General features: G+C 71.4%; 25 protein-coding genes. 15 read left to right on the top strand and 10 right to left on the bottom strand.

Annotated elements, in window-relative coordinates:
- Positions 1 to 128: 128 nt before the first annotated feature.
- The gene (locus OG965_RS36110; RefSeq protein ID WP_371656285.1) at positions 129 to 1559 is read left to right on the top strand and encodes an amidase; all 1431 of its coding nucleotides are present in this window, start codon (positions 129 to 131) and stop codon (positions 1557 to 1559) included.
- A gap of 139 nt (positions 1560 to 1698) precedes the next feature.
- On the opposite strand, the gene OG965_RS36105 is transcribed toward OG965_RS36110, so the two are convergent.
- A complete protein-coding gene (locus tag OG965_RS36105; RefSeq protein ID WP_371656284.1) occupies positions 1699 to 2286 on the bottom strand; it encodes a TetR/AcrR family transcriptional regulator in 588 nt (195 codons plus the stop codon).
- A gap of 71 nt (positions 2287 to 2357) precedes the next feature.
- On the opposite strand from OG965_RS36105, the gene OG965_RS36100 reads away from it, so the two are divergent.
- Together OG965_RS36100 and OG965_RS36095 are read left to right on the top strand one after the other, a co-directional pair.
- Positions 2358 to 3200, top strand: a complete 843-nt coding sequence (locus OG965_RS36100; RefSeq protein ID WP_371656283.1) for a class I SAM-dependent methyltransferase — start codon at positions 2358 to 2360, stop codon at positions 3198 to 3200.
- A gap of 101 nt (positions 3201 to 3301) precedes the next feature.
- On the top strand, positions 3302 to 3844 hold the full coding sequence (locus OG965_RS36095; RefSeq protein WP_371656282.1) for an FABP family protein: 543 nt from the start codon (positions 3302 to 3304) through the stop codon (positions 3842 to 3844).
- 67 nt (positions 3845 to 3911) lie between these two features.
- Here OG965_RS36095 and OG965_RS36090 read toward each other — a convergent pair whose 3' ends face one another.
- The 3 genes from OG965_RS36090 to OG965_RS36080 all read right to left on the bottom strand — a co-directional run bounded on the left by OG965_RS36090 (position 3912) and on the right by OG965_RS36080 (position 5093).
- Entirely contained in the window at positions 3912 to 4334 is a 423-nt protein-coding gene (locus OG965_RS36090; RefSeq protein WP_371656281.1) for an ester cyclase, read from the bottom strand.
- Between the two features lie 115 nt (positions 4335 to 4449).
- Complete coding sequence (locus OG965_RS36085; RefSeq protein WP_371656280.1) at positions 4450 to 4620, bottom strand: hypothetical protein; 171 nt, start codon at positions 4618 to 4620, stop codon at positions 4450 to 4452.
- Positions 4621 to 4736: 116 nt separating this feature from the next.
- Positions 4737 to 5093 carry a hypothetical protein gene (locus tag OG965_RS36080; RefSeq protein WP_371656279.1) on the bottom strand — a complete coding sequence of 119 codons (357 nt, stop codon included), beginning with the start codon at positions 5091 to 5093 and terminating at the stop codon, positions 4737 to 4739.
- 158 nt (positions 5094 to 5251) lie between these two features.
- On the opposite strand from OG965_RS36080, the gene OG965_RS36075 reads away from it, so the two are divergent.
- From OG965_RS36075 to OG965_RS36060, 4 genes are all read left to right on the top strand, one after another.
- Positions 5252 to 5812 (top strand): GNAT family N-acetyltransferase, encoded by a 561-nt coding sequence (locus OG965_RS36075; RefSeq protein WP_371657154.1) that lies wholly within the window; start codon positions 5252 to 5254, stop codon positions 5810 to 5812.
- A gap of 483 nt (positions 5813 to 6295) precedes the next feature.
- On the top strand, positions 6296 to 8083 hold the full coding sequence (locus OG965_RS36070) for an AMP-binding protein (RefSeq protein ID WP_371656278.1): 1788 nt from the start codon (positions 6296 to 6298) through the stop codon (positions 8081 to 8083).
- Positions 8064 to 8504, top strand: a complete 441-nt coding sequence (locus OG965_RS36065) for an acyl-CoA thioesterase (RefSeq protein WP_371656277.1) — start codon at positions 8064 to 8066, stop codon at positions 8502 to 8504. The genes OG965_RS36070 and OG965_RS36065 overlap by 20 nt, the downstream gene beginning before the upstream one ends.
- Positions 8501 to 10141: a class I adenylate-forming enzyme family protein gene (locus OG965_RS36060; protein ID WP_371656276.1), complete on the top strand. Its 1641-nt coding sequence runs from the start codon at positions 8501 to 8503 to the stop codon at positions 10139 to 10141. Before OG965_RS36065 ends, OG965_RS36060 begins: the two co-directional genes overlap by 4 nt.
- A 149-nt stretch (positions 10142 to 10290) precedes the next feature.
- Here OG965_RS36060 and OG965_RS36055 read toward each other — a convergent pair whose 3' ends face one another.
- Positions 10291 to 10722: an arsenate reductase ArsC gene (locus tag OG965_RS36055; RefSeq protein WP_371656275.1), complete on the bottom strand. Its 432-nt coding sequence runs from the start codon at positions 10720 to 10722 to the stop codon at positions 10291 to 10293.
- A gap of 118 nt (positions 10723 to 10840) precedes the next feature.
- Between OG965_RS36055 and OG965_RS36050 the strand changes: the two genes are divergently transcribed.
- Both OG965_RS36050 and OG965_RS36045 read left to right on the top strand, forming a co-directional pair.
- Entirely contained in the window at positions 10841 to 11155 is a 315-nt protein-coding gene (locus tag OG965_RS36050; RefSeq protein ID WP_371656274.1) for an ArsR/SmtB family transcription factor, read from the top strand.
- A gap of 37 nt (positions 11156 to 11192) precedes the next feature.
- Positions 11193 to 11978: an aquaporin gene (locus tag OG965_RS36045; RefSeq protein ID WP_371657153.1), complete on the top strand. Its 786-nt coding sequence runs from the start codon at positions 11193 to 11195 to the stop codon at positions 11976 to 11978.
- An 8-nt stretch (positions 11979 to 11986) separates the two neighbouring features.
- Here the strand turns inward: OG965_RS36045 and OG965_RS36040 are convergent, their stop codons facing one another.
- Entirely contained in the window at positions 11987 to 12352 is a 366-nt protein-coding gene (locus OG965_RS36040; RefSeq protein WP_371656273.1) for an ArsR/SmtB family transcription factor, read from the bottom strand.
- 108 nt (positions 12353 to 12460) lie between these two features.
- Here OG965_RS36040 and OG965_RS36035 point away from each other — a divergent pair, with 108 nt between their 5' ends.
- Positions 12461 to 13810 (top strand): NAD(P)-binding domain-containing protein, encoded by a 1350-nt coding sequence (locus tag OG965_RS36035; RefSeq protein WP_371656272.1) that lies wholly within the window; start codon positions 12461 to 12463, stop codon positions 13808 to 13810.
- Between the two features lie 23 nt (positions 13811 to 13833).
- On the opposite strand, the gene OG965_RS36030 is transcribed toward OG965_RS36035, so the two are convergent.
- Positions 13834 to 14670 carry a carboxymuconolactone decarboxylase family protein gene (locus OG965_RS36030; RefSeq protein ID WP_371656271.1) on the bottom strand — a complete coding sequence of 279 codons (837 nt, stop codon included), beginning with the start codon at positions 14668 to 14670 and terminating at the stop codon, positions 13834 to 13836.
- Positions 14671 to 14733: 63 nt separating this feature from the next.
- On the opposite strand from OG965_RS36030, the gene OG965_RS36025 reads away from it, so the two are divergent.
- The 3 genes from OG965_RS36025 to OG965_RS36015 all read left to right on the top strand — a co-directional run bounded on the left by OG965_RS36025 (position 14734) and on the right by OG965_RS36015 (position 17776).
- A complete protein-coding gene (locus OG965_RS36025) occupies positions 14734 to 15300 on the top strand; it encodes a thiol:disulfide interchange protein DsbA/DsbL (RefSeq protein WP_371656270.1) in 567 nt (188 codons plus the stop codon).
- Positions 15301 to 15880: 580 nt separating this feature from the next.
- A complete protein-coding gene (locus OG965_RS36020; RefSeq protein ID WP_371657152.1) occupies positions 15881 to 16492 on the top strand; it encodes a VTC domain-containing protein in 612 nt (203 codons plus the stop codon).
- Between the two features lie 66 nt (positions 16493 to 16558).
- Positions 16559 to 17776, top strand: coding sequence for an ATP-binding protein (locus tag OG965_RS36015; protein ID WP_371656269.1), 1218 nt, complete (start codon positions 16559 to 16561; stop codon positions 17774 to 17776).
- 63 nt (positions 17777 to 17839) lie between these two features.
- On the opposite strand, the gene OG965_RS36010 is transcribed toward OG965_RS36015, so the two are convergent.
- Positions 17840 to 18028: a DUF6381 family protein gene (locus tag OG965_RS36010; protein ID WP_371656268.1), complete on the bottom strand. Its 189-nt coding sequence runs from the start codon at positions 18026 to 18028 to the stop codon at positions 17840 to 17842.
- A 222-nt stretch (positions 18029 to 18250) separates the two neighbouring features.
- On the opposite strand from OG965_RS36010, the gene OG965_RS36005 reads away from it, so the two are divergent.
- Complete coding sequence (locus OG965_RS36005) at positions 18251 to 18538, top strand: hypothetical protein (protein WP_371656267.1); 288 nt, start codon at positions 18251 to 18253, stop codon at positions 18536 to 18538.
- Between the two features lie 138 nt (positions 18539 to 18676).
- Positions 18677 to 19078, top strand: coding sequence for a hypothetical protein (locus OG965_RS36000; protein ID WP_371656266.1), 402 nt, complete (start codon positions 18677 to 18679; stop codon positions 19076 to 19078).
- 18 nt (positions 19079 to 19096) lie between these two features.
- Here the strand turns inward: OG965_RS36000 and OG965_RS35995 are convergent, their stop codons facing one another.
- On the bottom strand, positions 19097 to 20755 hold the full coding sequence (locus OG965_RS35995) for an amidohydrolase (RefSeq protein WP_371656265.1): 1659 nt from the start codon (positions 20753 to 20755) through the stop codon (positions 19097 to 19099).
- A gap of 127 nt (positions 20756 to 20882) precedes the next feature.
- Positions 20883 to 21812, bottom strand: coding sequence for a RimK family alpha-L-glutamate ligase (locus OG965_RS35990; protein ID WP_371656264.1), 930 nt, complete (start codon positions 21810 to 21812; stop codon positions 20883 to 20885).
- Positions 21813 to 21869: the final 57 nt, after the last annotated feature.

Below are 21869 nucleotides of genomic sequence, written 5' to 3'. Positions count from 1 at the left end.
CTGCCGTGTCCGCCGCGTCCGCCACGGACTGCCGCGCTTCGCCCATTCTATTCGATGCGCCCGCATCGGTACTCGGGCTATTGTTCCGATGCAAGCGCATCGGAACAACCATGAGGAGAGTGCGAAGCATGCAGGACGCGTTGTGGCAGAGGACGGCAGCGGCGCAGGCGGCAGCCGTACGGAGTGGCGAGGTGTCGGCCGCCGAGCTGGTCGAGAGCCATCTGGAGCGCATCGCGGCGGTCAACCCGCAGGTGAACGCCGTCACCCAGCTCCTGGTCGAGCGCGCCCGCGAGGCCGCGGAGCAGACGGACCGCAGGCGGGCCGCCGGGGATGTGCTGGGGCCGCTCGCGGGCGTGCCGTTCACGGTGAAGGAGAGCACTTCGATCGAAGGCGTGCCGACCACGTTCGGCGTGCAGCGCTTCCGCGATCTGGTCGCGGCGGCCGACGCGCCCCCGGTGGCCCGACTGCGCGCCGCCGGTGCCATCCCGATCGGGCACAGCAACATACCCACCTTGATCCTGGCCGGAATGCACACCCGCAGCGAGCTGTTCGGCGACACGGTCAACCCGTGGGACCGCGGCCGGACGCCCGGCGGCACCAGCGGCGGCGACGCGGTGGCCGTCGCCACGGGCATGGCGGCGATCGGCCTCGGCAACGACTCCGGCGGGTCGATCCGGATCCCGGCCCAGTTCTGCGGAGTGGCGGGGCTGAAGCCGACCACCGGCCGCTTCCCCGCCGACCACCGCATCCTCGGGCCGGACGACCCGGGCCCGGCCTCCCAGATGCTGGTCACCGACGGCCCTCTGGCCCGGAACGTGGCCGACCTGCGCCTGGCCTACGAGGTGCTGACCGGGACCGATCCGCGCGACCCGCGGGCGGTTCCGGTGCCCGCGTACGGCGACCCGCTGCCGGGAAGGGTGAAGGTGGCCGTCGTGCCGGACCCGGGCGGCCACGGCGTCCACCCCACCGTCGCGGCGTCCCTCCAGGCCGCGGCGGACGCGCTCCGCGACGCCGGATACGACGTGTGCGAGGTGCCGGACGTACCGAGGCTGGACGAGACCCTCGAAGCGTACGACCGGATCACCATGACCGAGTTCGCCCCGAACTGGCCGACGGTACGCACGCTCCTCGGCAAGGGCGGTAACCGCTACATCGAGATGGCGATGGAGCGGACGCCGCCGGTCGCCGATGCGGACGAGCTCATGCGGCTGATGGGCACGTGGATGAACATCCGCCGCTCATGGGCCGAGTTCCTCGACGAGTACCCGCTCGTGCTCGGCCCGTCGTTCACCGAGCCACCGATCGAGCCCGGCCTGGAGTCGCGCGACCGGGCGGGCCGGGACCGGGTCGCCTCGGCGATGCGCCTGTGCACGGCGACGAGCTTCGTCGGCGTACCGGCGGTGGCCGTACCGACCGGCCTGACCGACGGGCTCCCCTGCGGGGTGCAGATCATCGGGCGCCCCTTCCGCGAGGACCTGTGCCTGGACGCGGCCCAGGCGGTCGAGGACCGGCTCGGCGTGCTGACGCCGGTGGATCCGTGCGGGGGTGGGGCGGGCTGAACCCTCCCCGTACGGGGAGGGTTCACCGCAGTCGGACTTGACCGGCACCGGGACAGCGAGAGCTGGGGCCAGGACGGTCAGCAGGTCGCCGAGCCCTTCGTACCGGGTGCGGAAACGCGGGCCTTGGGGCGGGTGCCCTCTACCGTACGACCGCGGCGATCACCGTGGTCACCACCCTGCGGACCTCCTCCGGCTCGGGCGGGACGCCCTCGCGCCCCGCGAACAGCAGGTGCCCGGTTCCGATCAGCGTGAGCGCGAGCGTGTCTACGTCGGCGTCCGCCGCGACGCGGCCCAAGGCGCGTTCCGCGCCGAGGTAGGAGGCGATCATGGACGTGGCCTCCGCCAGTACGGGGATGCCGCCCGGCGTGGTCCCGCGCAGCCGGGCCCGCAACTCGTCCCGGAAGGTGACGAGCCCGACGATCGCCACCGCGACCGAACCGAACAGGTCCGTCAGCGCACCGGTGAGATGGTCCGCGACGGTGCCGGTCCCGACGGACTCGCGCAGGGTGTCGGACTGGCGGCCGACCTGGCCGACGCGGTCCCGTACGAGCTCGGCGAGGAACGCGTCGAAGTCGGCGAAGTGGCGGTGCAGCACCCCCTTGGCGCAGCCCGCCTCCTCGGTGACCGCCCTGCTGGTCAGCGCGTTCGGGCCGCCCCGGAGCAGGACGCGCTCGGCGGCGTCGAACAGCTGCCGGCGCGCGTCACGCATGGCCACGCCTGTCGGCATACCCGTACCCCTCACTCCCTCACCGATGCCCGCCCGTTGACGAGTGGGCACGTGCCCACCATAGTGGGCGCATGCCCACTTTAGTGCCGGAGCCACACGGTTCCCAGGGTTCTTCCGCCGCCGAGACACATCAACTGCGGCAAGCGGCCGAGTCGTTCGGTTCCGACGCAGAGCGTTACGACCGGGCGCGACCCCGTTACCCCGACGCCCTGGTGGACCGGATCACCGCCCATACCCGGGGCGCCCGCGTCCTCGACGTCGGCTGCGGGACCGGCATCGTCGCCCGGCAGTTCCAGGCGGCGGGCTGCGAAGTGCTCGGGGTCGAGCCCGACGCGCGTATGGCCGATGTGGCACGCCGGCTCGGGGTCGAGGTCGAGGTGGCAGCGTTCGAGGCATGGGATCCCGGCGGCCGGGAGTTCGACGCGGTCGTCGCCGGACAGGCCTGGCACTGGGTGGACCCGGCGGCGGGAGCGGCCAAGGCCTCGCGGGTGCTGCGGCGCGGCGGTCGGCTGGCGGCGTTCTGGAACGTATTCCAGCTTCCACCAGAGGTGGCGGAAGCCTTCGCCGCGGTCTACCGGCGGGTGTTGCCGGACGCCCCGTTCAACCTCCAGTCACTGACGAAGCAACCTCTGGACGCGTACCAGGGGTTGTTCGCCAAGGCCGTCGACGGAATGCGCGGGGCCGGTGCGTTCAGCGAACCGGAGCAGTGGCGCTTCGACTGGGAGTGGTCCTACAGCCGGGCCGCCTGGCTGGACCAAGTGCCCACCCACGGCGCCCTCACCCGGCTCCCGCCGGACAAGCTGGCCGAGGTGCTGGAGGGCATCGGGGCCGCCATCGACACGGTGGGCGGCGGTTTCACGATGCGTTACGCGACGGTGGCGGTCACCGCGACGCGCAGCGGGAGCGTTGCGTGACGGTGGCGGCCGAAGGCACGGCCGCCCGTCTCCGAAGGGGGCGACGCTCTAGGCTTCCGGTACCGGCCCGGCCGCCGATCCCGACGTCAGGAGCGCACACCGTGTTCGACCCCGCAGCGGAGAACCCGTACCCCGACAGCCACCGACCCGACGACATGCCCGCACCGCACGAGTTGCTCGCGCCGGTGCTCGGGCTCCTCGGCACCTGGCACGGCCGGGGCCAGGGCGGGTACCCGACGATCAGCGGGGACTTCACCTACGCGCAGGAGGTCACCTTCAGCCACGACGGCCGCCCCTTCCTCCGTTACGAGGCCCGGGCCTGGCTGCTCGGCGCGGACGACACCCCGCTGCGCCCGTCCGCCCGGGAGAGCGGCTGGTGGCGGCTCCAGCCCGACGGCCGGGTGGAGGCACTGATCACCCAGCCCACCGGCATCGCGGAGATCGCGGTCGGCTACGCGGGCGAGAACACGGTCGACCTCTCCACCCACGAGGTGGCCCTCACCCCCACCGCCAAGGAGGTCGACGCCACCCGCCGTCGCTACACCCTCACCGACGACGACACCCTCACCTTCGTCCACGACCTCGCGACGGTCGGCCAGCCGCTCCAGCACCACCTCTCGGCGCGCCTGCGCCGCAAGGCGTAGCTGCCCGATACGGCCGCACTGACAGACACACCACCCTACGAGGACCGACATGGCGGCCCCGCAGACCCTAGACCTGCGGCCACTCCCAGCCGAGTTGCAGGAAGAAGCCGAGGCGGTCGCTGACCGCCCGGATCTCGGTGATCCTGCCGTCGGCCAGCGTGAAGATCCAGATCGCCTCGACGTCGAAGCTCCGGCCGGTCGGCTCGGGCATCCTGGGGTGCGTCCCGCCATGGACACCGCGCTGGGTGACCCGGGCGACCACACGGTCCCCCTCGCCGATCAGTTCGTCGACGCGGACGGTGAGCGGGTCGAACGCGGCGAGCTGCTGACGCAGACCATCGAACGCGGCACCCGGCTCGTCGGCCTCACCGTGGATGATCTTGTTGTGGTCCACGACGTCGTGCGCCATGAACCGAGGCAGATCCTCCAGCCGACGGTCACTGACCGCCTCGAAGAAACCCCGCACTGCCTTCTTGTTGTCGTCCACCACGGTAGGCCCCCCACATGATCGTTTGTTGGCGGAGGCGAGCCTAGACGCAGGACCGGCTCCCCCGCCAACTCCCGTCGGCGGGGCCGGTCCCCGGCCCACTTCCTCCCGCAATCGGTCAGTTGTGCCCGAACTTCCGTGGTTGCTTGTGGGAGACCTCCTGCGGGGCCGGACGTTCCATGTCCTGCGCCGCGGGCGACCTCGTCGGCTCCCTGACCTCCGCCGTCGTACTGCGCTCGTGGCCGCCGGTGCGGGCGCCGCGGTTCTGTCGGGTCTGTTTCTTGCCCACGACGATGCCTCCTTCAAGGGGTCCCGGAGGATGAACGACACCAGGCTCGCACACACGTACGAAGATCGCATTTCGGGCAATCGGGGCTTCGGCCGGACCGCACCCACCGCGCCTTTTCACCAGCGCACCGCGCTCGGTCCGCCGATGCCGTATCCGGTTCCCAGCCACTCGAAGAGGGGCCCCACGGACGGGTCGCCGCGCACTCCCTCCGCTGCCCGCGGGTCTCCCGACAGGAACTCGGCCGCCAGACGCTCCGCCTGTACGGCGGGATCCTCGCCGGTCACCGGCCCGAACGCCCCGAACGCACCGGCGGAGCACATGGTGCCGTCCGTTCCCCGCCGGTAGTGCGTGAACAAGAGGCGAACGCGTTCGGGATCCCCCAGTTCCGCCCAGACATGGTCGAGCTCGCACGACCATGACGAGAGCCGCCATCTCGTGACGCCGACGCCGAACACGTGGATGCGTTCGTTCATGCCCCCACCGTCGAGCACCCACTGATCGTTTGTCACACCATTTCGGACTGCCTACGGGCGGAAAGCCACTGGAGCCGCCCGGACCGACCTGCGAGGATCGCTTTCGCGCCATGGCCACTGCGCCACGGGCGCCGGTTCCAACCATGTGGAGGGTGACGATGTACGCGATACCGCTGGGCGACGACGGCGCTGAGCTGCGCCCGGTCGAGCCGTGGCAGGCCGGGGAGTTCCTCGCTCACGTGGACCGGGGGCGGGAGTTCATCGGGCAGCACAACGGCCTGCCCGACGTCGTCACCGACCTGGAGTCGAGCCGGGCGTTCCTCCAGGCGTACGCGGAGAAGGCCGCGGCCGACTCCGGACGGCTGTACGGAATCTGGACGGGCGGCACGCTGGTCGGCGCGGTCCTGCTGCGGAAGCTGGACATCGCCCAGGGCACCGCCGAGGCGGGTTGCTGGCTGGAGCCGTCGGCGGTGGGCAAGGGACTCGTGACCCGGGCCGTACGCGTGATTATCGACTGGGCCGTCGAGGAGCGGGGCGTCCACCGCGTCGAATGGTGGGTCTCCACCGAGAACGAGCCGAGCATCGCCGTGGCCCGGCGACTCGGGATGACCAAGGACGGCGTGCTGCGCGAGAGCTATCTGTACCGGGGCAAGCGGCACGACGAGGAGATCTGGTCGGTGCTCGCGCCGGAGTGGCGGGCGGCCAAGAAGGCGAACTGAGCAGCAGATTCCGTGCGGTTGGAGCCCGGTCGGCATCGCCGACCGGGCTCCAGACCGTTCCAGGCTCACGCCGTGCCCGGCTCCGGGCCGCTCCCGGCGACTCACCGTTCCAGCCAATTCGCCCTTCCGGCCAACCCGCCGCTGTGGTCAACTCGCCTCTCCGGGCCGCGTTTCGGCCAGGGACCCCTCCCCAGGGCCTCACGCTCCGCGTCATTTTGCAATCCCTTAACTGCGGGATTACGCGCCGCGTACAAAGCGCCCTAGCGTGTCGGGGACGGCACTTGCCCCCCTCTCCCGACCACCTGCCCCCCACTCCCCGTAGCGGCAACTCCACGCCACGAGGGGAAGGTACGCGCGTCCGTGCACGATCAGGCCAGCACCGTGCACGCATCGTCAAGGTAATCCACCTGCCGTCGGCCGTTGAATAAGGCGTCAGCAGACCGGAAGTCACGCCGACCGGACGTCACACTGAAGGGCAGGCAGTTGAGCACCCCATCCCCCTTTCCCTCTCCCTTACCGTCCTCCACCTCGTCCTCCTCCCCACCTCCCGTATCGCCCCAGCTCGGCACCGCGCACCTCGACACCTTCGTCCAGGACCACTTGCCTCCCGTGTCCCTCCAGCCGGACACCCTGCTCGACCTGCCCACACTTCGCTTTCCGCCCCGGCTGAACTGTGCGACCGAGCTCCTCGACGGCCCCTCGGGCCCGGCGGACCGCGCGGGCCGGCTCGCCGTGCTCTCGCCGCACGGGGTGCGCTGGACGTACGCGGAACTCCTCGCCACCGTCTCCCGCATCGCGCACGTGCTCACCGAGGACATGGGCCTGGTGCCCGGTAACCGGGTGCTGCTCCGGGGCGCCAACACCCCGATGCTGGTGGCCATTTGGCTCGCGGTGGTGCGGGCGGGCGGGGTGGTCGTGGCCACGATGCCGCTGCTGCGCGCCAAGGAACTCGCGTACGTGATCGACAAGGCGCGCATCACCCACGCCCTGTGCGAGTCCGCGCTCGGCGCCGAGCTGGAGGCGGCGGAGGCCGACGGGCGCCCGCTGCGGACGATGCACTTCCTCGACGGGGCGCGCGGGGACTGGGACGCGAAGGCGGACCCGGGCGCGGACCTCGAAACGGCCATGGCCGAGCATTCCGACTGGTTCCCGCCCGTCGACACCGCCGCGACCGACCCCTGCCTGATCGCCTTCACCTCCGGCACCACGGGGATGCCGAAGGCGACCGTGCACTCCCATCGTGACGTGATGGCCGTGTGCTGCTCCTTCCCCCAGCACGTACTGCGGGCCACGAGCGACGACCGGTTCATCGGCACCCCCTCGCTGGCGTTCACGTACGGCCTCGGCGGGCTGCTGCTCTTCCCCCTGCACATCGGCGCCTCCGTCGTGCTGCTCGACCGCGCCTCGCCCCAGCAACTGGCCCGCGCCATCGACGAGTTCCGCGCCACCGTCTGCTTCAGTGGCCCGACGGCGTACCGGGCCATGTGCATGGACCCGGCCCCGTACGGCATGTCCTCGCTGCGCGAGTGCGTCTCGGCGGGCGAGCCGCTGCCGCCGGTCACGCGCAAAATGTGGAAGCAGGCCACCGGCCATGACCTGATCGACGGTCTCGGCTCCACCGAGATGCTGCACATCTTCATCGCGATGCGCGGCGACGAGGCGGCGACCCGGCCCGGCGCGCTCGGGCGACCCGTGCCCGGCTACCTCGCCGCGATCGTCGACGACGCGGGCCGCCCACTGCCGTACGGCGAAGTCGGCGCGCTGGCCGTCAAGGGGCCCACGGGCTGCCGCTACCTCGACGACGACCGCCAGGTGGACTACGTACGCAACGGCTGGAACCTCACCGGCGACGCCTGCTGGGCCGACAAGGACGGCTATCTCCACTACCACGCCCGGCTGGACGACATGATCGTGTCGGCCGGGTACAACATCTCGCCGGTCGAGGTGGAAGCCACGCTCCTGACCCACCCGGCCGTACGGGAGTGCGCGGCGGTCGCCGCCCCCGACGACGAGCGCGGTGCGGTGGTGCAGGCGCATGTCGTGCTGGCGAAGGGCCACGCCCCTTCCCCCGAACTCGTCCTGGAACTACAGCAGTTCGCCAAGGCCGAGATGGCGCCCTACAAGTATCCGCGCGTCATCGCCTTCTGCGACGAACTCCCCCGGGCCGGCACCGGGAAGGTCCAGCGCTTCCGGCTGCGCGGCGCCACCGCCGACAGCTCCGGCCCGTCGGCCGAGCTGGAAGGAGTGACCGGTGACCCTGCCTCCGCCTGAACCCGGCCCGATCGGCTTCACCCAGCACAAGCGTGTCTTCTTCCATCATTGCGATCCGGCGGGAATCGTCTTCTACCCGCAGTATCTGCTGCTCATCAACGAAGTGCTCCAGGACTGGTTCGAGACGGGGCTGAACGTCGGCTATGCCGGGCTGTTCGCGGAGCGCCGGATCGGCATTCCCACCGTCCGTCTCGAATGCGACTTCCTCGCCCCGAGCCGGCTCGGCGACGCGCTGGACATCACGCTCAGCGTCGAACGCATCGGAAAGTCGTCGTTCGAGCTGCGTTACGAGTGCGCCGGGCCGCGGGGGCAGGACGTGCGTGCCCGGATCCGCGCGGTGCTGGTGACCACCTCGCTCGACGGCCACGGCCCGATCCCCATCCCTCAGGACATCCGCACAGCGATGGAGCGTTACATATGACGACCGACCGCACGGACCCCACGCGTACGAGCGTCGACGGCACCGTCACCGGCACCGCGCGGGCGGCCGATCCGATCGGCCTGATCAAGACCGACGGGCTCGGCGCGGGCAACTTCTTCCGCCTGGCGGCAGCAGCGGCGAGCGAGACGACCGAGACCGTGATCGAGCTCGATGAGCCCTATCGCGCTCCTTCCGGGGCCTTGCACAAGAGACTTTCGCTGTCGGCGCTCGACGAGCTCACCGACCGGGTGGCCGCCGGGTACTACGCCGACGGCATCCGCCCCAAGGACCCGGTGGCGGTCTTCGTGACGGAGAGCGTGCGCTACCTCCTGCACTACATCGCGCTGACGAAGATCGGCGCGATCCCCGTGTTCGTGAACAGCTCGCTGCCCCCGGAGATCGCGGCGCGGTTCATCGAGCACGTCGGGGCGGCAGCCGTGGTGTCCGACCCCGAGCGGCTCGCCGAGGACCGGCTGCCGATCACGTACTACAGCGAGGAGCCGTACGGTCAGGGCGCGTTCAAGCTCTTCACGCACGAGGACGACGATCCGGTGCTGATCGCGCACACCTCCGGGACCACGGGCATCCCGAAGGCCGTGCAGTTCAACCACATGGGGTTCTTCTTCGGGGTCAGGCAGCAGATCGGGGCCGACCTCGGCACGCGCATCCTGTCCGCCCTGCCGCAGAGCCACGCGTCCGCGATCTCCGTACTGATGTCGGCGGTCGCCCGGCGTGCCACCACGCTCCTTGCGACCCGCCGGGGCCCCGAGGACATCGCCCTCGCCATCCAGGAGTTCCGGCCGCACCTGGTCGCGGGCTTCCCGAAGACCTTCGTCGACCTGTGCCGCGTCGACCTCGACGCGTACGACCTGTCCTCGGTCGCCCGGTGGATGTCGACCGGCGACGCCAACCACGAGCGACACATACGCAAGCTGGTGGCGCGCGGCAACCATGTCGACCGGGACGGGAACCCTCAGGGCGGTTCGCTGTTCATCGACAACTTCGGCTCGTCCGAGTTCGGCTTCGCCATGTTCCGTACGGTTCACACGCCCACGAGCGACCGCTACCAGCGCTGCATCGGCCGACCGTTCGCCTGGGTGGAGGTCGAGATCTTCGACGCCGACGACGAGCCCGTGGCCAACGGGACGGTGGGCCGCCTCGCCCTCAAGTCGCCCACGATCACGGGTGGTTACTGGAACAACAGCCTGCTCAGCGAGAAGAACCGGATCCAGGGATACTGGCTCACCGGCGATCTCGCCTACCGCAGCGAGGACGGCCTCTACTACCACGTGGACCGGACGACGGACCGGATCACCACCGTGAACGGCGTCCTCTACAGCGCACAGACGGAGGAGTTGATACTGCGTCACTTCCCCGACCTCGTCGACTGCTCGGTCGTCGGAGTGGAGAGCGGTGACGGCGGCAGCGACAGCCAGGAGCCCGTCCTGACCATCGATGTGCCCTCCTCCGAGGCGGAGTTGGCGGATCTCCGGTCACGTATCAACGCCCTGCTGGCGGAGCGGGGCTGGCCGCCCGTCGAAAGGGTCCTCGTCAAGGGCGCCGACGAACACGTGGGCGTCACGGGCAAGGCGCTGAAGCGGAGTATGCGGGTGGCGTTCGCGGACACCGAAGGCTGAGGCCTGCGGCCCGCTCCCGGGTGAGTTCACCAACCGTCGGCCCCGGCCCCGGCCCCGCTGCTTCGGGGCCGGGGCCGACGCATGCGTGACGTCACCCTGTCAGGCGCCGGCCTGCCGGCGGCGTGAGCGTACGTCCTGGACCCCGGGTCTCAAGCCGTGGGCTCCGGCGCGATCTCGGCGATCAGCCCCTCCACCAGGACCTTGATCTCGTCGCGGATGGGGCGCACGGCCGCCACGCCCTGACCGGCCGGGTCGTCCAGCTTCCAGTCCAGGTACCGCTTGCCGGGAAAGACGGGGCAGGTGTCGCCGCAGCCCATCGTGATGCACACGTCCGACTCCTTGACCGCGTCCACGGTGAGGATCTTCGGGACCTCGGCGGAGATGTCGATGCCGACCTCACGCATGGCCTCGACGGCGGCCGGGTTCACTTCCCTGCCCGGCGCGGAGCCCGCGGAGCGGACCTCGACACGGCCCCCGGCCAGGTGGGTCAGCCAGGCCGCGGCCATCTGGGAGCGGCCGGCGTTGTGGACGCAGACGAACAGCACGGAGGGCTTGCCGGAGGACGGGGCGGCCGAGGACATGACGCCTACTTTCGACTTCGTTTACTTTCGACTTCGTTCGTTCGCTGGCGGGGTCCGGGAGCCCATGGAGATCAGTACGCACTGGTATCAGCTCCGAATGATGTGACAGTATCAGCCCATGATGACGTCAGTCGACACTGATCTGATCCGGGTGCTGGCCGACCCGCTCAGGCTCCGGATCGTGACCCTGCTCGCCCACGAGACGCTGTGCACCACGCACCTCGTGGAGGAGACCGGCGCCAAGCAGACCAACCTCTCCAACCACCTCAGGGTGCTGCGCGAGGCCGGAATCGTCGACACGGAGCCATGCGGGCGGTTCACCTACTACCGGCTGCGCCCGGAGGTCATCGAGGCCCTCGCCGGCCAGTTCGCCGACCTGGCCCGTACGGCCCGTACCACCGCCGAGGCGAACCTCAAGCGGTCCTGCCCATAACCTTCCGCCACACCGCACGAGGAGAACCTTGACCGCCATCGATCCCGTCGGCGCCGCCCCCGTGGAGGCGCCCATAGCCGCCGGCGTACCCCAGCCCGCGCCCGGCGCCACCCCACCCCGCGCCCCGCTCACCGCCCGCGCCGCCGCCGAGTTCACCGGCACGGCGGCCCTCGTGGCGGTCGTTGTCGGCTCCGGGATCCAGGCCACCGAACTCACCCAGGACGTCGGGCTCCAGCTGCTGGCCAACTCGATCGCCACCGTCTTCGGCCTCGGCGTACTGATCACCCTCCTCGGCCCGGTATCCGGCGCCCACTTCAACCCGGCCGTCACCCTGGCGGAGTGGTGGACCGCCCGGCGCGACGGGGCGGGAGTCACAGCCCGCGAGGTGGCCGTCTACCTGCCCGCGCAGATCGCCGGCGCGATCGCGGGAGCCGTCCTGGCGGACGCGATGTTCGGGGAGCCGCTGGTGAAGTGGTCCACGCACGACCGCTCCGCCGGGCACCTGCTGCTCGGCGAGGTGGTGGCCACGGCCGGGCTCGCCCTGCTGATCTTCGGCCTGGCCCGCACCGACCGCCTCCGCTTCGCCCCGGTCGCGGTCGCCTCCTACATCGGCGCCGCGTACTGGTTCACCTCGTCGACCTCGTTCGCCAACCCGGCGGTGACGGTGGGCCGGGCGTTCACGGACACCTTCGCGGGCATCGAACCCGGCTCGGTCCCGGCGTTCATCGGCGCCCAGCTGGCGGGGGCGGCGGTGGGGCTCGCCCTGGTCGCGGTCATCTTCGTCCGGCCCGGCACAGAGCCCCGGCCCACCCCCACCCACTGATCAAGAGGTCAGCGTGCGGCGGCGGTGAGCAACTGCCCCATCGCCGCCAGCACAGCGGGCTCGACCCGGTAGTACACCCACGTCCCTCGCCGCTCGGAGCTGAGCAGACCGGCGTCCTTGAGCTTCTTCAGGTGATGGGAGACGGTCGGCTGCGAGACGCCGACGTCGGAGATGTCACACACGCACACCTCCCCGCCCTCATGCGAGGCGACCAGCGAGAAGAGCCGCAGCCGCACCGGATCCCCGAGCGCCTTGAACATCTTCGCGGTCCGCTCGGCCTCCTCCGCCGTCAGCGGTCGCTCGGTCAGCGGCGGGCAGCACGGCACCACCGGCTCATCGAGGACCGTCAGCTCCACCACACCCTGATTCGACATACGCCAATATTGACATCTGTCGATGCATCGAGCAAGCTCGAAGATGTCCAAGACATCGATAAACGTCGAATCAGAAGATCGACGAGCCGCCCGTCACTGGAGCACCCGATGAGCGAGAACCCCGCCACCCCCGCCCTCCCGACCGTGGTCATCGGAGCCGGACCCATCGGCCTGGCCGCCGCCGCCCGACTCGTCGAGCGCGGCATCGAGCCCCTCGTCCTGGAAGCCGGTTCCACCGCCGGCAGCGCGGTGCGTGAGTGGTCGCACGTACGCCTCTTCTCCCCCTGGGCCGAGGTCGTCGACCCGGCCGCCGAGAAGCTCCTGGCCCCGACCGGCTGGACCAAGCCGGACGGCGCCGCCTACCCCACCGGCGGCGACTGGGCCGCCCGCTACCTCCAGCCGCTGGCCGACGTCCTGGGCGGCCGGGTCCGCTACGGCACCCGCGTCACCGGTGTCTCGCGCACCGGCCGCGACCGCGTGGTCGACGCCGACCGCGAGCTGCAGCCCTTCACTGTGTACGTAGTGAACGCCGAGGGAGCCGAGGAGCGCCTGCTCGCCCGCGCCGTGATCGACGCCTCCGGCACCTGGTCCACGCCCGGCCCCCTCGGCGGCGACGGCCTCCCGGCGCTGGGCGAGCGTGCGGCCGCCGACCGGATCTCGTACCGCGTCCCCGATCTCAAGGACCCTGCCGTACGCGCCCGTTACGCGGGCAGGCGCACCGCCGTCGTCGGCTCCGGCGCCTCCGCCTTCACGGCTCTCGCCTCCCTCGCGGAGCTGGCGAAGGAGGCCCCCGGTACGCACGCCGTATGGATCCTGCGGCGCGGTATCGGCGGCTCCACCTTCGGCGGCGGCGAGGCGGACCAGCTGCCCGCGCGCGGCGCGCTGGGCCTCGCCGCCAAGGCCGCCGTCGACGACGGGCACGCCGACGCGGTCACCGGGTTCCGCCTCACCGCCGTGGAGCGGGCGGCCGACGGGCTCGTCCTGGTCGGGGACGACGGCCGACGGCTGGATCCGGTGGACGAGGTCATCGGCCTGACCGGCTTCCGACCGGACCTCTCGTACCTCCGTGAACTCCGCCTCGCCCTCGACGAGCGCCTCGAAGCCCCGGTCGGCCTGGCGCCGCTCATCGACCCCAATGTCCACTCCTGCGGCACCGTGTACCCGCACGGCGTCAAGGAGCTCTCCCATCCGGAGAGCGGCATCCACCTGGTCGGCATGAAGTCCTACGGCCGCGCCCCGACCTTCCTCGCCATGACCGGCTACGAGCAGGTCCGCTCCCTCGCGGCGGCCCTGGCGGGCGACCAGGAAGCCGCCGAACGCGTCGAGCTCACCCTCCCGGAGACCGGGGTCTGCGGCGGCGCGGGCCTGTTCGACGAACCCGAGGCCCAGGAGTCGGGCGGCGGCTGCTGCGCTGCCCCCGACACCCTCCAGATCGGCGCGGCCCCGGCCGGCTGCTGACCTCCCTTGCTTCACACGGCAGTTCAGCCCTCGGCGCGCTCCGCGAACACCTCGCGCGCCGCGGCGATGCCGTTGAGGGCCGCGGGGAAACCGGCGTATCCGGCCATCTGCGTGATGACCTCGACGACCTCCTCGCGGGTGCCGCCGACGTTGAGGAGGCCGTGGATGTGCACGCGCAGCTGCGGGGCGGCGGTGCCGAGGGCCGTGCACATGGCGACGCTGGCCAGCTCACGGGACTTGAGGTCGAGGGCGGGCCGGGAGTAGACGTCGCCGAACGCGAACTCGATGATGTAGCGCGCCAGGTCGGGGGCGATGTCCTGGAGGGAGGCGACGACGGCGTCCCCCGCGTGCCCGTCCACTTCGGCGAGCTTGGCGAGCCCCCGCTCGTACCGCTGGCCGCGCTCGCCCGTCCCGGTCGGCTCGTAGGCGAGTCCGGGCCGGGCGCGGAACGCCTCGCGCGCCACCGCTATGCCGTTGAGCGCCGCGGGCACACCCGCGTACACGGCGGTGTGGATGAGCACCTCCACGACCTCTGCCGGCGTCACGCCCACGTTCAGCGCCCCGTCGATGTGGAAGCGCAGCTGGGCGGCGGCCGTCCCCATCGCGGACAGCGCGGCCACGGTGGCGACCTGGCGCTGCTGGAGGGTGAGCCGGTCGTTCGCCATGAGCTCCCCGTAACCGAAGGAGACCGTCATCCGGCCGAGGTCGGGGGCGATGTCCGCGGTGCTGTCGAGCACGGCGGGCCGCTCCCTGCCGCCGACCTTCCGCAACAGCGCGAGGCCGCGCTCGAAGCGCTCGTCGGCGTCGGTCGCGGCGGGAGAGGCAGGGGAAGTGGTTACGGAGTTCTGTGCGCTGTCCATATGACCGAAACTAGATCCTGGAGCACACTCCAACGCAAGTGGACTGGTGAGGAAGAACAACGTATGGCAGATGAGATTCCGACGGGCGGGCAGTACGTGGAGCTGTCACCACCCGCCCCGAGGACCACGGCCGGCACGGTCGAGGTGTGGGAGTTCTTCTGGTACGGGGATCCGCACTCGTACGCCATCGAGCCGACCGTGCGCCGCTGGGCGGGGAGGCAGACCGGGGTGACGTTCGTACGCGCCCCGGCTCCCTTCGGCGGGCCGTGGGACGCCCACGCACGGCTGCACTTCGCGCTGGAGGCCCTGGCGCACGCCGACACCGAGACGATGCGGGCCGTCTACGAGGCCGTCCAGCACGAGGGGAAGCGGCTGGCCGAGCCCGATGAGCAGGCGGACTTCCTGGCCCGGCTCGGCGTCGACCGCGCACGGTATCTGGCGGTCCTCAACTCCTTCGGGGTGCAGGGGCAGTTGGCCGCCGCCAAGGCTCAGGCGCGCAGAGCCGGTGTCCAGGGCGTCCCCACCTTCCTCGTCAACGGGAAGTACAGGACCGATCTCAAGACCGCGGGCAGCCCCGCGGACTTGGTGCGGGTGGTCGAACGGCTCGTGGCCATGGCGCGTACACGGTAGCCACGGTTCCACCGGCCATCGGTCGGCCTCCATTTGGCGAGCGGGACCGAGCTGGACGGCTCCGAGGTCAGCCACGCCGCGATCGCCGTCGGACCGGACACCCTGGCCGAGTCCGTCGGCGAGGGCCTGCGCACCATCACCTACGCGCAGGCACTCGACAAGCACGACCTCGTCGTCGGACGTACGCTGACCCGCCCGGCGGACATGGCCCCGGTCATCGACGTGGCCCACCGCTACCTCGGCGCCCGCCACGCCTACGCCCACCAGCAGATCGTGCTGCTCGCCCTGCTGGCCGTCACCCGCCGCATCCCGCCGCCGCTGGGCGGAAAGCGCATGGTGCGCGCCGCCCTCGACCAGGCCGCCGGAGTCCTGAACACGATGGCCGAGCGCGGCCAACAGCCGATGATCTGCTCCGAGTTCGTCTACCGCTGCCACGCGGAGGCCCAGCCCGCGCCTCCGTACGCGCTGCGCCTGCGGGGAAGCGCGCCCTCGGCCCGGGCCGAGGGGCAGACGCTCCTGCAGTGGGCCCAGAACCACCCCACGCTCCCCCGTGTCCCGCTGACGGCCCCCACCGCGCACCATCGACGACCGCCGCGCCTTCCGTTACCACTCCGTCTACTACGACACCCCCGGGCTCCGCTCCTTCCACGACCACCGCCAGGGCCGCCGCCTCCGTTTCAAGATCCGCGAACGCCTCTACGCGGACAGCGGCGAGCGGCAGTTCGAGATCAAACTCAAGGGCGGCCGCGGCGACACCGTCAAACACCGCAGCCCCCTGACGGGCACGGACACCCCGCTGGACACCGCCCCTCAGACGTTCCTCGCGGACACCCTGCGCCGCGCCTACGAGATCGCCCCACCGCCGGTGCTGCGGCCCTCGCTCAGCACCGACTACCTCCGCTCGACGTTCGTGGCCGACGGGCGGCGCATCACCTGCGACGCCGGGCTGATCTGCGTCGACCTCCACACCGGGCGGACCGTGCGCTGCGACGGAGGCCTCGTGCTCGTCGAGACGAAGTCGGCCGAGCACCTCACCGAGGCGGACCGCCTGCTGCACACCCACCGCGTGCGGCCCGCCGTCTTCACCAAGTACTGCGGTGCCCTCGCCGTGCTGCGCCCCTCCCTCCCCGCCAACCGCTGGCGTCGCGCCGCCCGCCTGGCGTTCACCGCGGACGGGGCGAGCCCGCCATGAGGCCGCCGGAGCGGGTTCCGTAGGCTCGGCCGCGAACTACCGCTCCACGGGGGACAAGGCCGGCACATGGGACTGCGACTCAAGATAGGTGCCACGATCACCGTGACCGCCACCCTCGCGGCGATGGTGACCGCGAGCCAGGTGCCGGTCCTGCTCACCAACCGCGAGTGCGACGTACAGCTCGAACGTCTGCAGTACGCGGCCCGGCTCACCGAGCAGCAGGGCAGGCCCGCCCTGGGCCTGACGGTCGACCCGCCCGAGCTGCCCGGCCCGCTGCGCGCGAAGATCCTCGGGGGCCACCGGGCCACCTACGTGCAGAGCACCGGCCACGGCAACGTGATCTGGGCCGCCGAAATGTCGGACGGCGGCGCCGTGCTCGCCATGCACACCGCCTCCAACGGCCTCAGCGACGAGGTCGAGCGCGTCATGTGGCAGTCCGGCGCGGTCGGCACCGGTGTGGCGACGGTGATCGGGCTCGGCCTGGCCACCCGGTTCGCCCGGCGGCTGAGACGGTCCGCGCGAAGCGCCCAGGAGATCGCTGACGGCGATCTGACCGCACGGCTGCCGGAGACCGGCCGGGACGAGATCACCACCCTCACCCACGCCGTCAACGCGATGGCCGACGCGCTCGCCGCCCGCCTCCAGGCCGAGCGCGAGGTGACCGCGAACATCGCCCACGAGCTGCGCACCCCGGTCGCCGGACTGATCGCGGCCGCCGCGCTGCTGCCGGACGGCCGCGCCGAGACCATGGTCAAGGAGCGGGCCGGCCGGCTGCGGGACCTGATGGAGGACGTACTCGAAGTGGCCCGGCTCGACAGCGGCACGGAAGCGGCCGAACCACGGTGGGTGGAGCTGAGCGCCCTGGCCCGGCGGGTGGTGCGAGCGGCGACCGAGGGGCGCACCGCCACGGACGGGACCGCACCGGACGTGCGCGTCGACGTCGTCACCGACGCCATGGTGGAGACCGATCCGCGCCGTGTGGAGCGCGTGCTGACCAACCTGGTCACCAATGCCCTCCGGCACGGGGCCGAGCCGGTCCTGGTCGAGGTCGACGGCCCGACCGTGCGTGTACGGGACCACGGCACGGGTTTCCCGGAGCACCTCATCGCGCAGGGCCCGCAGCGCTTCCGTACCGGCGCGGAGGGGACGGGCCTCGGCCTGGGGCTCACCATCGCGGCCGGCCAAACCGCGCTGCTGGGCGCGCACCTCACCTTCGGCAACCCCACCGACGGCGGCGCGCTCGCGACGCTCACCCTTCCCGTCACACCAGAAGCCGGCCGGTGACACCACGCTCCCGCGTTCACGGGAGTGGTGCCCACCGGCCGGCCTGATGCCTCGCGGGGAGCGTCACATGGGGTCGATGCCGCCGCTGCCGGTCTGGTTCGCCTGCTTGCTCTCCTCCTGCAGCCGACGCGCCTTCTCCTTCAGCCGCTCACGCTCTGCGGGGTCGTTGGCGCGCTCGGCGGCCTGCTCCAGCTGCTCCGCCTTCTGGCGCATCTGCCGGGAACGGCCGCCGGACTCGTCTGCAATGCTCATGATCACTCCTGAGATCTGGGGGGAGCGGACGCCACCAGCGAATCAGCGCCGCGTGCCCACCGCATCCGGAACGATCACGCACCGCTATCCCCGCAGGACAGGCCACTCGTACGGCGCCGGGCGGGATGCCCATGAGAGACGGGCGTGCTCTGCTGGCCCTGGGTACGGACCGCCATCGTGGCGGTGGGGAGGCAGGAAACCCGTTCCGCGGAGGAGAACCCGATGGCGATTCTGATGCAGGCCGAGCTGCCCGGTGTGACGACGGACCAGTACGACGCCCTCAACGCCAAACTCCAGGCCCTGCCGGGCAACCCCTTCGAGGGCTGTCTGGCGCACATCTGCGTCCCGGTGGGCGGGGGCCTGCAGATCTCCGACCTGTGGGAGTCCGAGCAGGCCATGCGCAAGTTCATGGACGTCGTGATGCCGCTGGCTGCCGAGGCCAACCTGCCCCAGGGCCCCGAGCCTAAGATCTCCCAGGTGCACAACTACTGGGTACCGCCCGAGGCGTAGGCAGATCGGCCGGGCGCGACGCCGACGACGGCGGACGCCGCGCATGACGACGGCCCCCCGCGCGTAACTCGTGATCCTTTCCCGCGTTGGTCAGGGCCGGGCCGAGTGCCCGGCCCATCGCCGGATCAAGACGAATGCGTGAGGTCGCTCACCGTGCACACCATCACCAAGAAGATCGTCGCGGGAATCGGAACCGCTGCCGCGGCTCTCGGCTGTGTCATCGCCGCCGGGCCGCCCGCCGCCGCGGATGGCAAGTGGTGCAACAACTCCGTCTGCATCCAGACGTACGACATCGGCACCTATCTGGGCCGGGTCGAGGTGTCGGTGATCAACACCAACCAGCCGCACCGCATCAGCGCGCGCGTCTGGACCACCAACGGCTGGAGCGCCAACACCAAGGTGGAGGACGTCGCCGCGTTCCGGACCTACCGGGACCAGGCATACCCCCAGCGCCACTTCCCGGCGGGCACCCGGCTCTGCGCGGAGGGCTTCCGCGGCGGCGACAGCGTGGGCCTGCCCTGCGTCACGATCACCAACTGACCTGTTCCGCGCGGTGGTTCAGCGCTGTCGCGTATAGACCGTCCTGCCCTCCTTGATGGTCCGGAGCACCCGGATGTCCTTGATCTCCTCGGGGCGGACCGTGAGCGGGTTGGCACTCAGCACCACGAAGTCGGCCAGCTTGCCCACCGCGATCGAGCCCTTCGTGGCCTCCTCGAAGTACTGGTGGGCGGCGTGGAGGGTGGTCGCCCTGACCGCGTCGAGCGGTGCCACCCGCTGGTCCTCGCCCAGGACGTGACCGCTGCGGGTGGTCCGGGTGACCTGGCTCGACAGGATCGCCAAGGAGCTGGGGAGCGCCACCGGGCCGTCGTGGTGCGAGGTGTAGACCATGCCGCGCCGAAGGGCCGAGGCGGCGGGCGAGATGCGCGCCGCGCGCTCCTCGCCCAGGACGGTCTCGCGGTACCAGTCGCCCCAGTAGAACGTGTGCATGGAGAAGAACGACGGGATGACGCCCAGCTCCTTCATCGCGTCGAGCTGGTCCTCCCGGGCGGTCTGGGCGTGGACCGCCACCGGGCGCGGGTCGGTGGGCCGGTGGCGGGTGGTGGCCTGCCGCAGCGCCATGATGAACTGGTCGATCGCGGCATCGCCGTTGACGTGCGCGAGCACCTGCCAGCCCTTGGCGTACGCGCCACCGACCGCCTCCGTCACCGCGGCGTCCGTCATCGCCGGATAGCCCCGGTATTTCGGGTCGTCCCCCGGCGGAGTCAGATACGGCCGGGTCAGCCAGGCCGTCCGCCCCTGCGGCGAGCCGTCGAGGCCGACCTTCACCCCGCCGATGCGCAGCCGCCCCCGGTACTCGGGCACCGACACGTCCGTGCCCTTCAGATGCTCGGCCAGCGAGACGTCGGGGTAGGCCACCACGTCGATGTCCAGCAGCCCCCGCGCGGCCGCGGATTCGAGGACCTCCAGGTCCTTGAGGGACATCACCCGCCCGTCCTGCGCGGTGGTGAAGCCGTAGGCCGCCATCGCCCGCTGGCCGAGCAGGACCAGCCGTATCCGCTCCTCGTCGTCGAAGTCCTTCGACGACCACCCCCAGGCGTGGAAGAAGGCGGACTCCTCCAGGACACCGTTGGGCTCGGTGCTGTCGGGCCGCCGGCGGATGACTCCGCCCTCCGGGTCCGGCGAGTCCGCGTCGAAGCCGAGGAGTTCGAGCCCTTTGCTGTTGACGGCGCCCAGATGGCTGGACTGGTGGATGACCAGCACGGGCCGGTCCCTCGACACCTCGTCCAGGTCGTCGCGGGTGGGGTGCTCCCGGCCCGCCAGCTGGGCGTCGTCGTAGCCGAAGCCCACGATCCACTCCCACCGGCCGCCGCTCTCGCTCGCCGCCCACGCCTCCAGCTCCCGTCGCAGCGCGGCGAGATCGCCGACCGGCCCGTCGGGCGGAGGCAGCAGGTTGGCCGCACCCGCCTGGAACCCGATCAGCGACACATGGCTGTGCGCGTCGACGAAGCCGGGCAGCAGGGTCCGCCCGCCGAGGTCCACCGTCTCCGTATCGGGGCCCGCCAGCGGCAGGACATCCACGAGGCGGCCGACGGCCGCGATCCGGCCGTCCTTGACCGCCACTGCCTCGGCGGTGGGCCTGGCGTCGTCGACGGTGACGATGTCACCGTCGAAGTAGATCGCGTCGACGTCCGGTGCCGCAGGGCCGGTTGCTGCCATGAGTGATCCTCCACAGGTCAATGGGTGGCGGCCCTGAAGGGCCCGTGCGGCACTGTCGGTGTCTGTCGGTGTCTGTCCATGGCGTACGGATGTGTCTGCTGCCGGGCGACGGCACCGCGCCGCCCGGTCACAGCATGGCCAGGTGCGCCTCCACGTACGGGACCGCTACCGACTCCGCCGGGTGCGCCGAGCCGAGCATCGGGTGGACGTTGACCTCGAACACCACACCGCCGTTCTCGACGGCGAGGTCGACGCCGCCGAAGCGCAGCCCCACGGACTTGGTGGCGGCGACCGCCAGCTCGCACAGGTCCACGGGCAGGTCGTCCACCGGCAGGGGGGTGCAGGCCGCACCCTGGGCCTCGTTGCAGGGCGCGTCGGGACGCGCCTGGACGTGTTCGCACGCCTGCACCGCGCGCCCGTCCAGCACCGACACGCGGAACTGGTGGCGCTGCCCGGCGGAGTTGAAGTTCTCCGCGTCCCGCGAGATCAGCCAGTCCTGCTCCGCGTCGGCGTAACGGGCGAGCGCCTGGAAGAGCTGCTCGAACGTGGTGATGTGCAGGACGTCGTTGCCGCAGGTTCCCAGAGCGGGCCGGGCCCAGACGTTGCGGCCGAGCCTGTCGAACGCCGTGGCGGCCGCGTCCACGCTCGGCCGCGTCAGCGTGACGGTCTCCATGTGCGGAATGCCGTGGAGCGCGAACCGCGCCATCGTGATGTTCTTGTCGGTGGCCGCCCGCCACGCGCTCGCGTCCGTCCCGAGCGAGACCGTCGCGTACCGCTGCAACAGCCGCTGGAACGGCTCGAAGCGGCGGCGCTCGGGCGGCTGGACCTCGTAGACGAGCACGGCCGACGGGGTGACCAGCAGGCCCTCGGACGGCACCTCCAGGCGGACCACGGAGTCCGCGACGTGCGTCCGGCCGGGTCCGCCGGTCAGGAAGTGCCGCGCGTCGACCAGCACCGGCGGCCGTCCCGTCAGGAGCTCGACCGCGGCGGCCAGAGCGGCACGACTGCCCTCCATCGAGCTGTGATCCGTCATCACAACGATCTCGCGGTCACTCATCCCGGCTTGGTCCCCTTGCCCCCTCGCGGCCGACGCGAAGGATGAAGAACCTGCTGC

Origin of the sequence: Streptomyces sp. NBC_00224, assembly GCF_041435195.1 — a bacterium.
Lineage (GTDB): Bacteria > Actinomycetota > Actinomycetes > Streptomycetales > Streptomycetaceae > Streptomyces.
The sequence above is the reverse complement of the archived record's forward strand: the minus strand, read 5'-3'. Positions and strand labels throughout refer to the sequence as shown.

Bases quoted from the DNA above. Each gene is read 5' to 3' on its own strand.
- OG965_RS36110 (WP_371656285.1), top strand. From the start codon at position 129: ATGCAGGACGCGTTGTGGCAGAGGACGGCAGCGGCGCAGGCGGCAGCC.
- OG965_RS36105 (WP_371656284.1), bottom strand. From the start codon at position 2,286: ATGCCGACAGGCGTGGCCATGCGTGACGCGCGCCGGCAGCTGTTCGAC.
- OG965_RS36100 (WP_371656283.1), top strand. From the start codon at position 2,358: ATGCCCACTTTAGTGCCGGAGCCACACGGTTCCCAGGGTTCTTCCGCC.
- OG965_RS36080 (WP_371656279.1), bottom strand. From the start codon at position 5,093: ATGAACGAACGCATCCACGTGTTCGGCGTCGGCGTCACGAGATGGCGG.
- OG965_RS36075 (WP_371657154.1), top strand. From the start codon at position 5,252: ATGTACGCGATACCGCTGGGCGACGACGGCGCTGAGCTGCGCCCGGTC.
- OG965_RS36060 (WP_371656276.1), top strand. From the start codon at position 8,501: ATGACGACCGACCGCACGGACCCCACGCGTACGAGCGTCGACGGCACC.
- OG965_RS36055 (WP_371656275.1), bottom strand. From the start codon at position 10,722: ATGTCCTCGGCCGCCCCGTCCTCCGGCAAGCCCTCCGTGCTGTTCGTC.
- OG965_RS36050 (WP_371656274.1), top strand. From the start codon at position 10,841: ATGATGACGTCAGTCGACACTGATCTGATCCGGGTGCTGGCCGACCCG.
- OG965_RS36040 (WP_371656273.1), bottom strand. From the start codon at position 12,352: ATGTCGAATCAGGGTGTGGTGGAGCTGACGGTCCTCGATGAGCCGGTG.
- OG965_RS36035 (WP_371656272.1), top strand. From the start codon at position 12,461: ATGAGCGAGAACCCCGCCACCCCCGCCCTCCCGACCGTGGTCATCGGA.
- OG965_RS36030 (WP_371656271.1), bottom strand. From the start codon at position 14,670: ATGGACAGCGCACAGAACTCCGTAACCACTTCCCCTGCCTCTCCCGCC.
- OG965_RS36025 (WP_371656270.1), top strand. From the start codon at position 14,734: ATGGCAGATGAGATTCCGACGGGCGGGCAGTACGTGGAGCTGTCACCA.
- OG965_RS36015 (WP_371656269.1), top strand. From the start codon at position 16,559: ATGGGACTGCGACTCAAGATAGGTGCCACGATCACCGTGACCGCCACC.
- OG965_RS36010 (WP_371656268.1), bottom strand. From the start codon at position 18,028: ATGAGCATTGCAGACGAGTCCGGCGGCCGTTCCCGGCAGATGCGCCAG.
- OG965_RS36005 (WP_371656267.1), top strand. From the start codon at position 18,251: ATGGCGATTCTGATGCAGGCCGAGCTGCCCGGTGTGACGACGGACCAG.
- OG965_RS35995 (WP_371656265.1), bottom strand. From the start codon at position 20,755: ATGGCAGCAACCGGCCCTGCGGCACCGGACGTCGACGCGATCTACTTC.
- OG965_RS35990 (WP_371656264.1), bottom strand. From the start codon at position 21,812: ATGAGTGACCGCGAGATCGTTGTGATGACGGATCACAGCTCGATGGAG.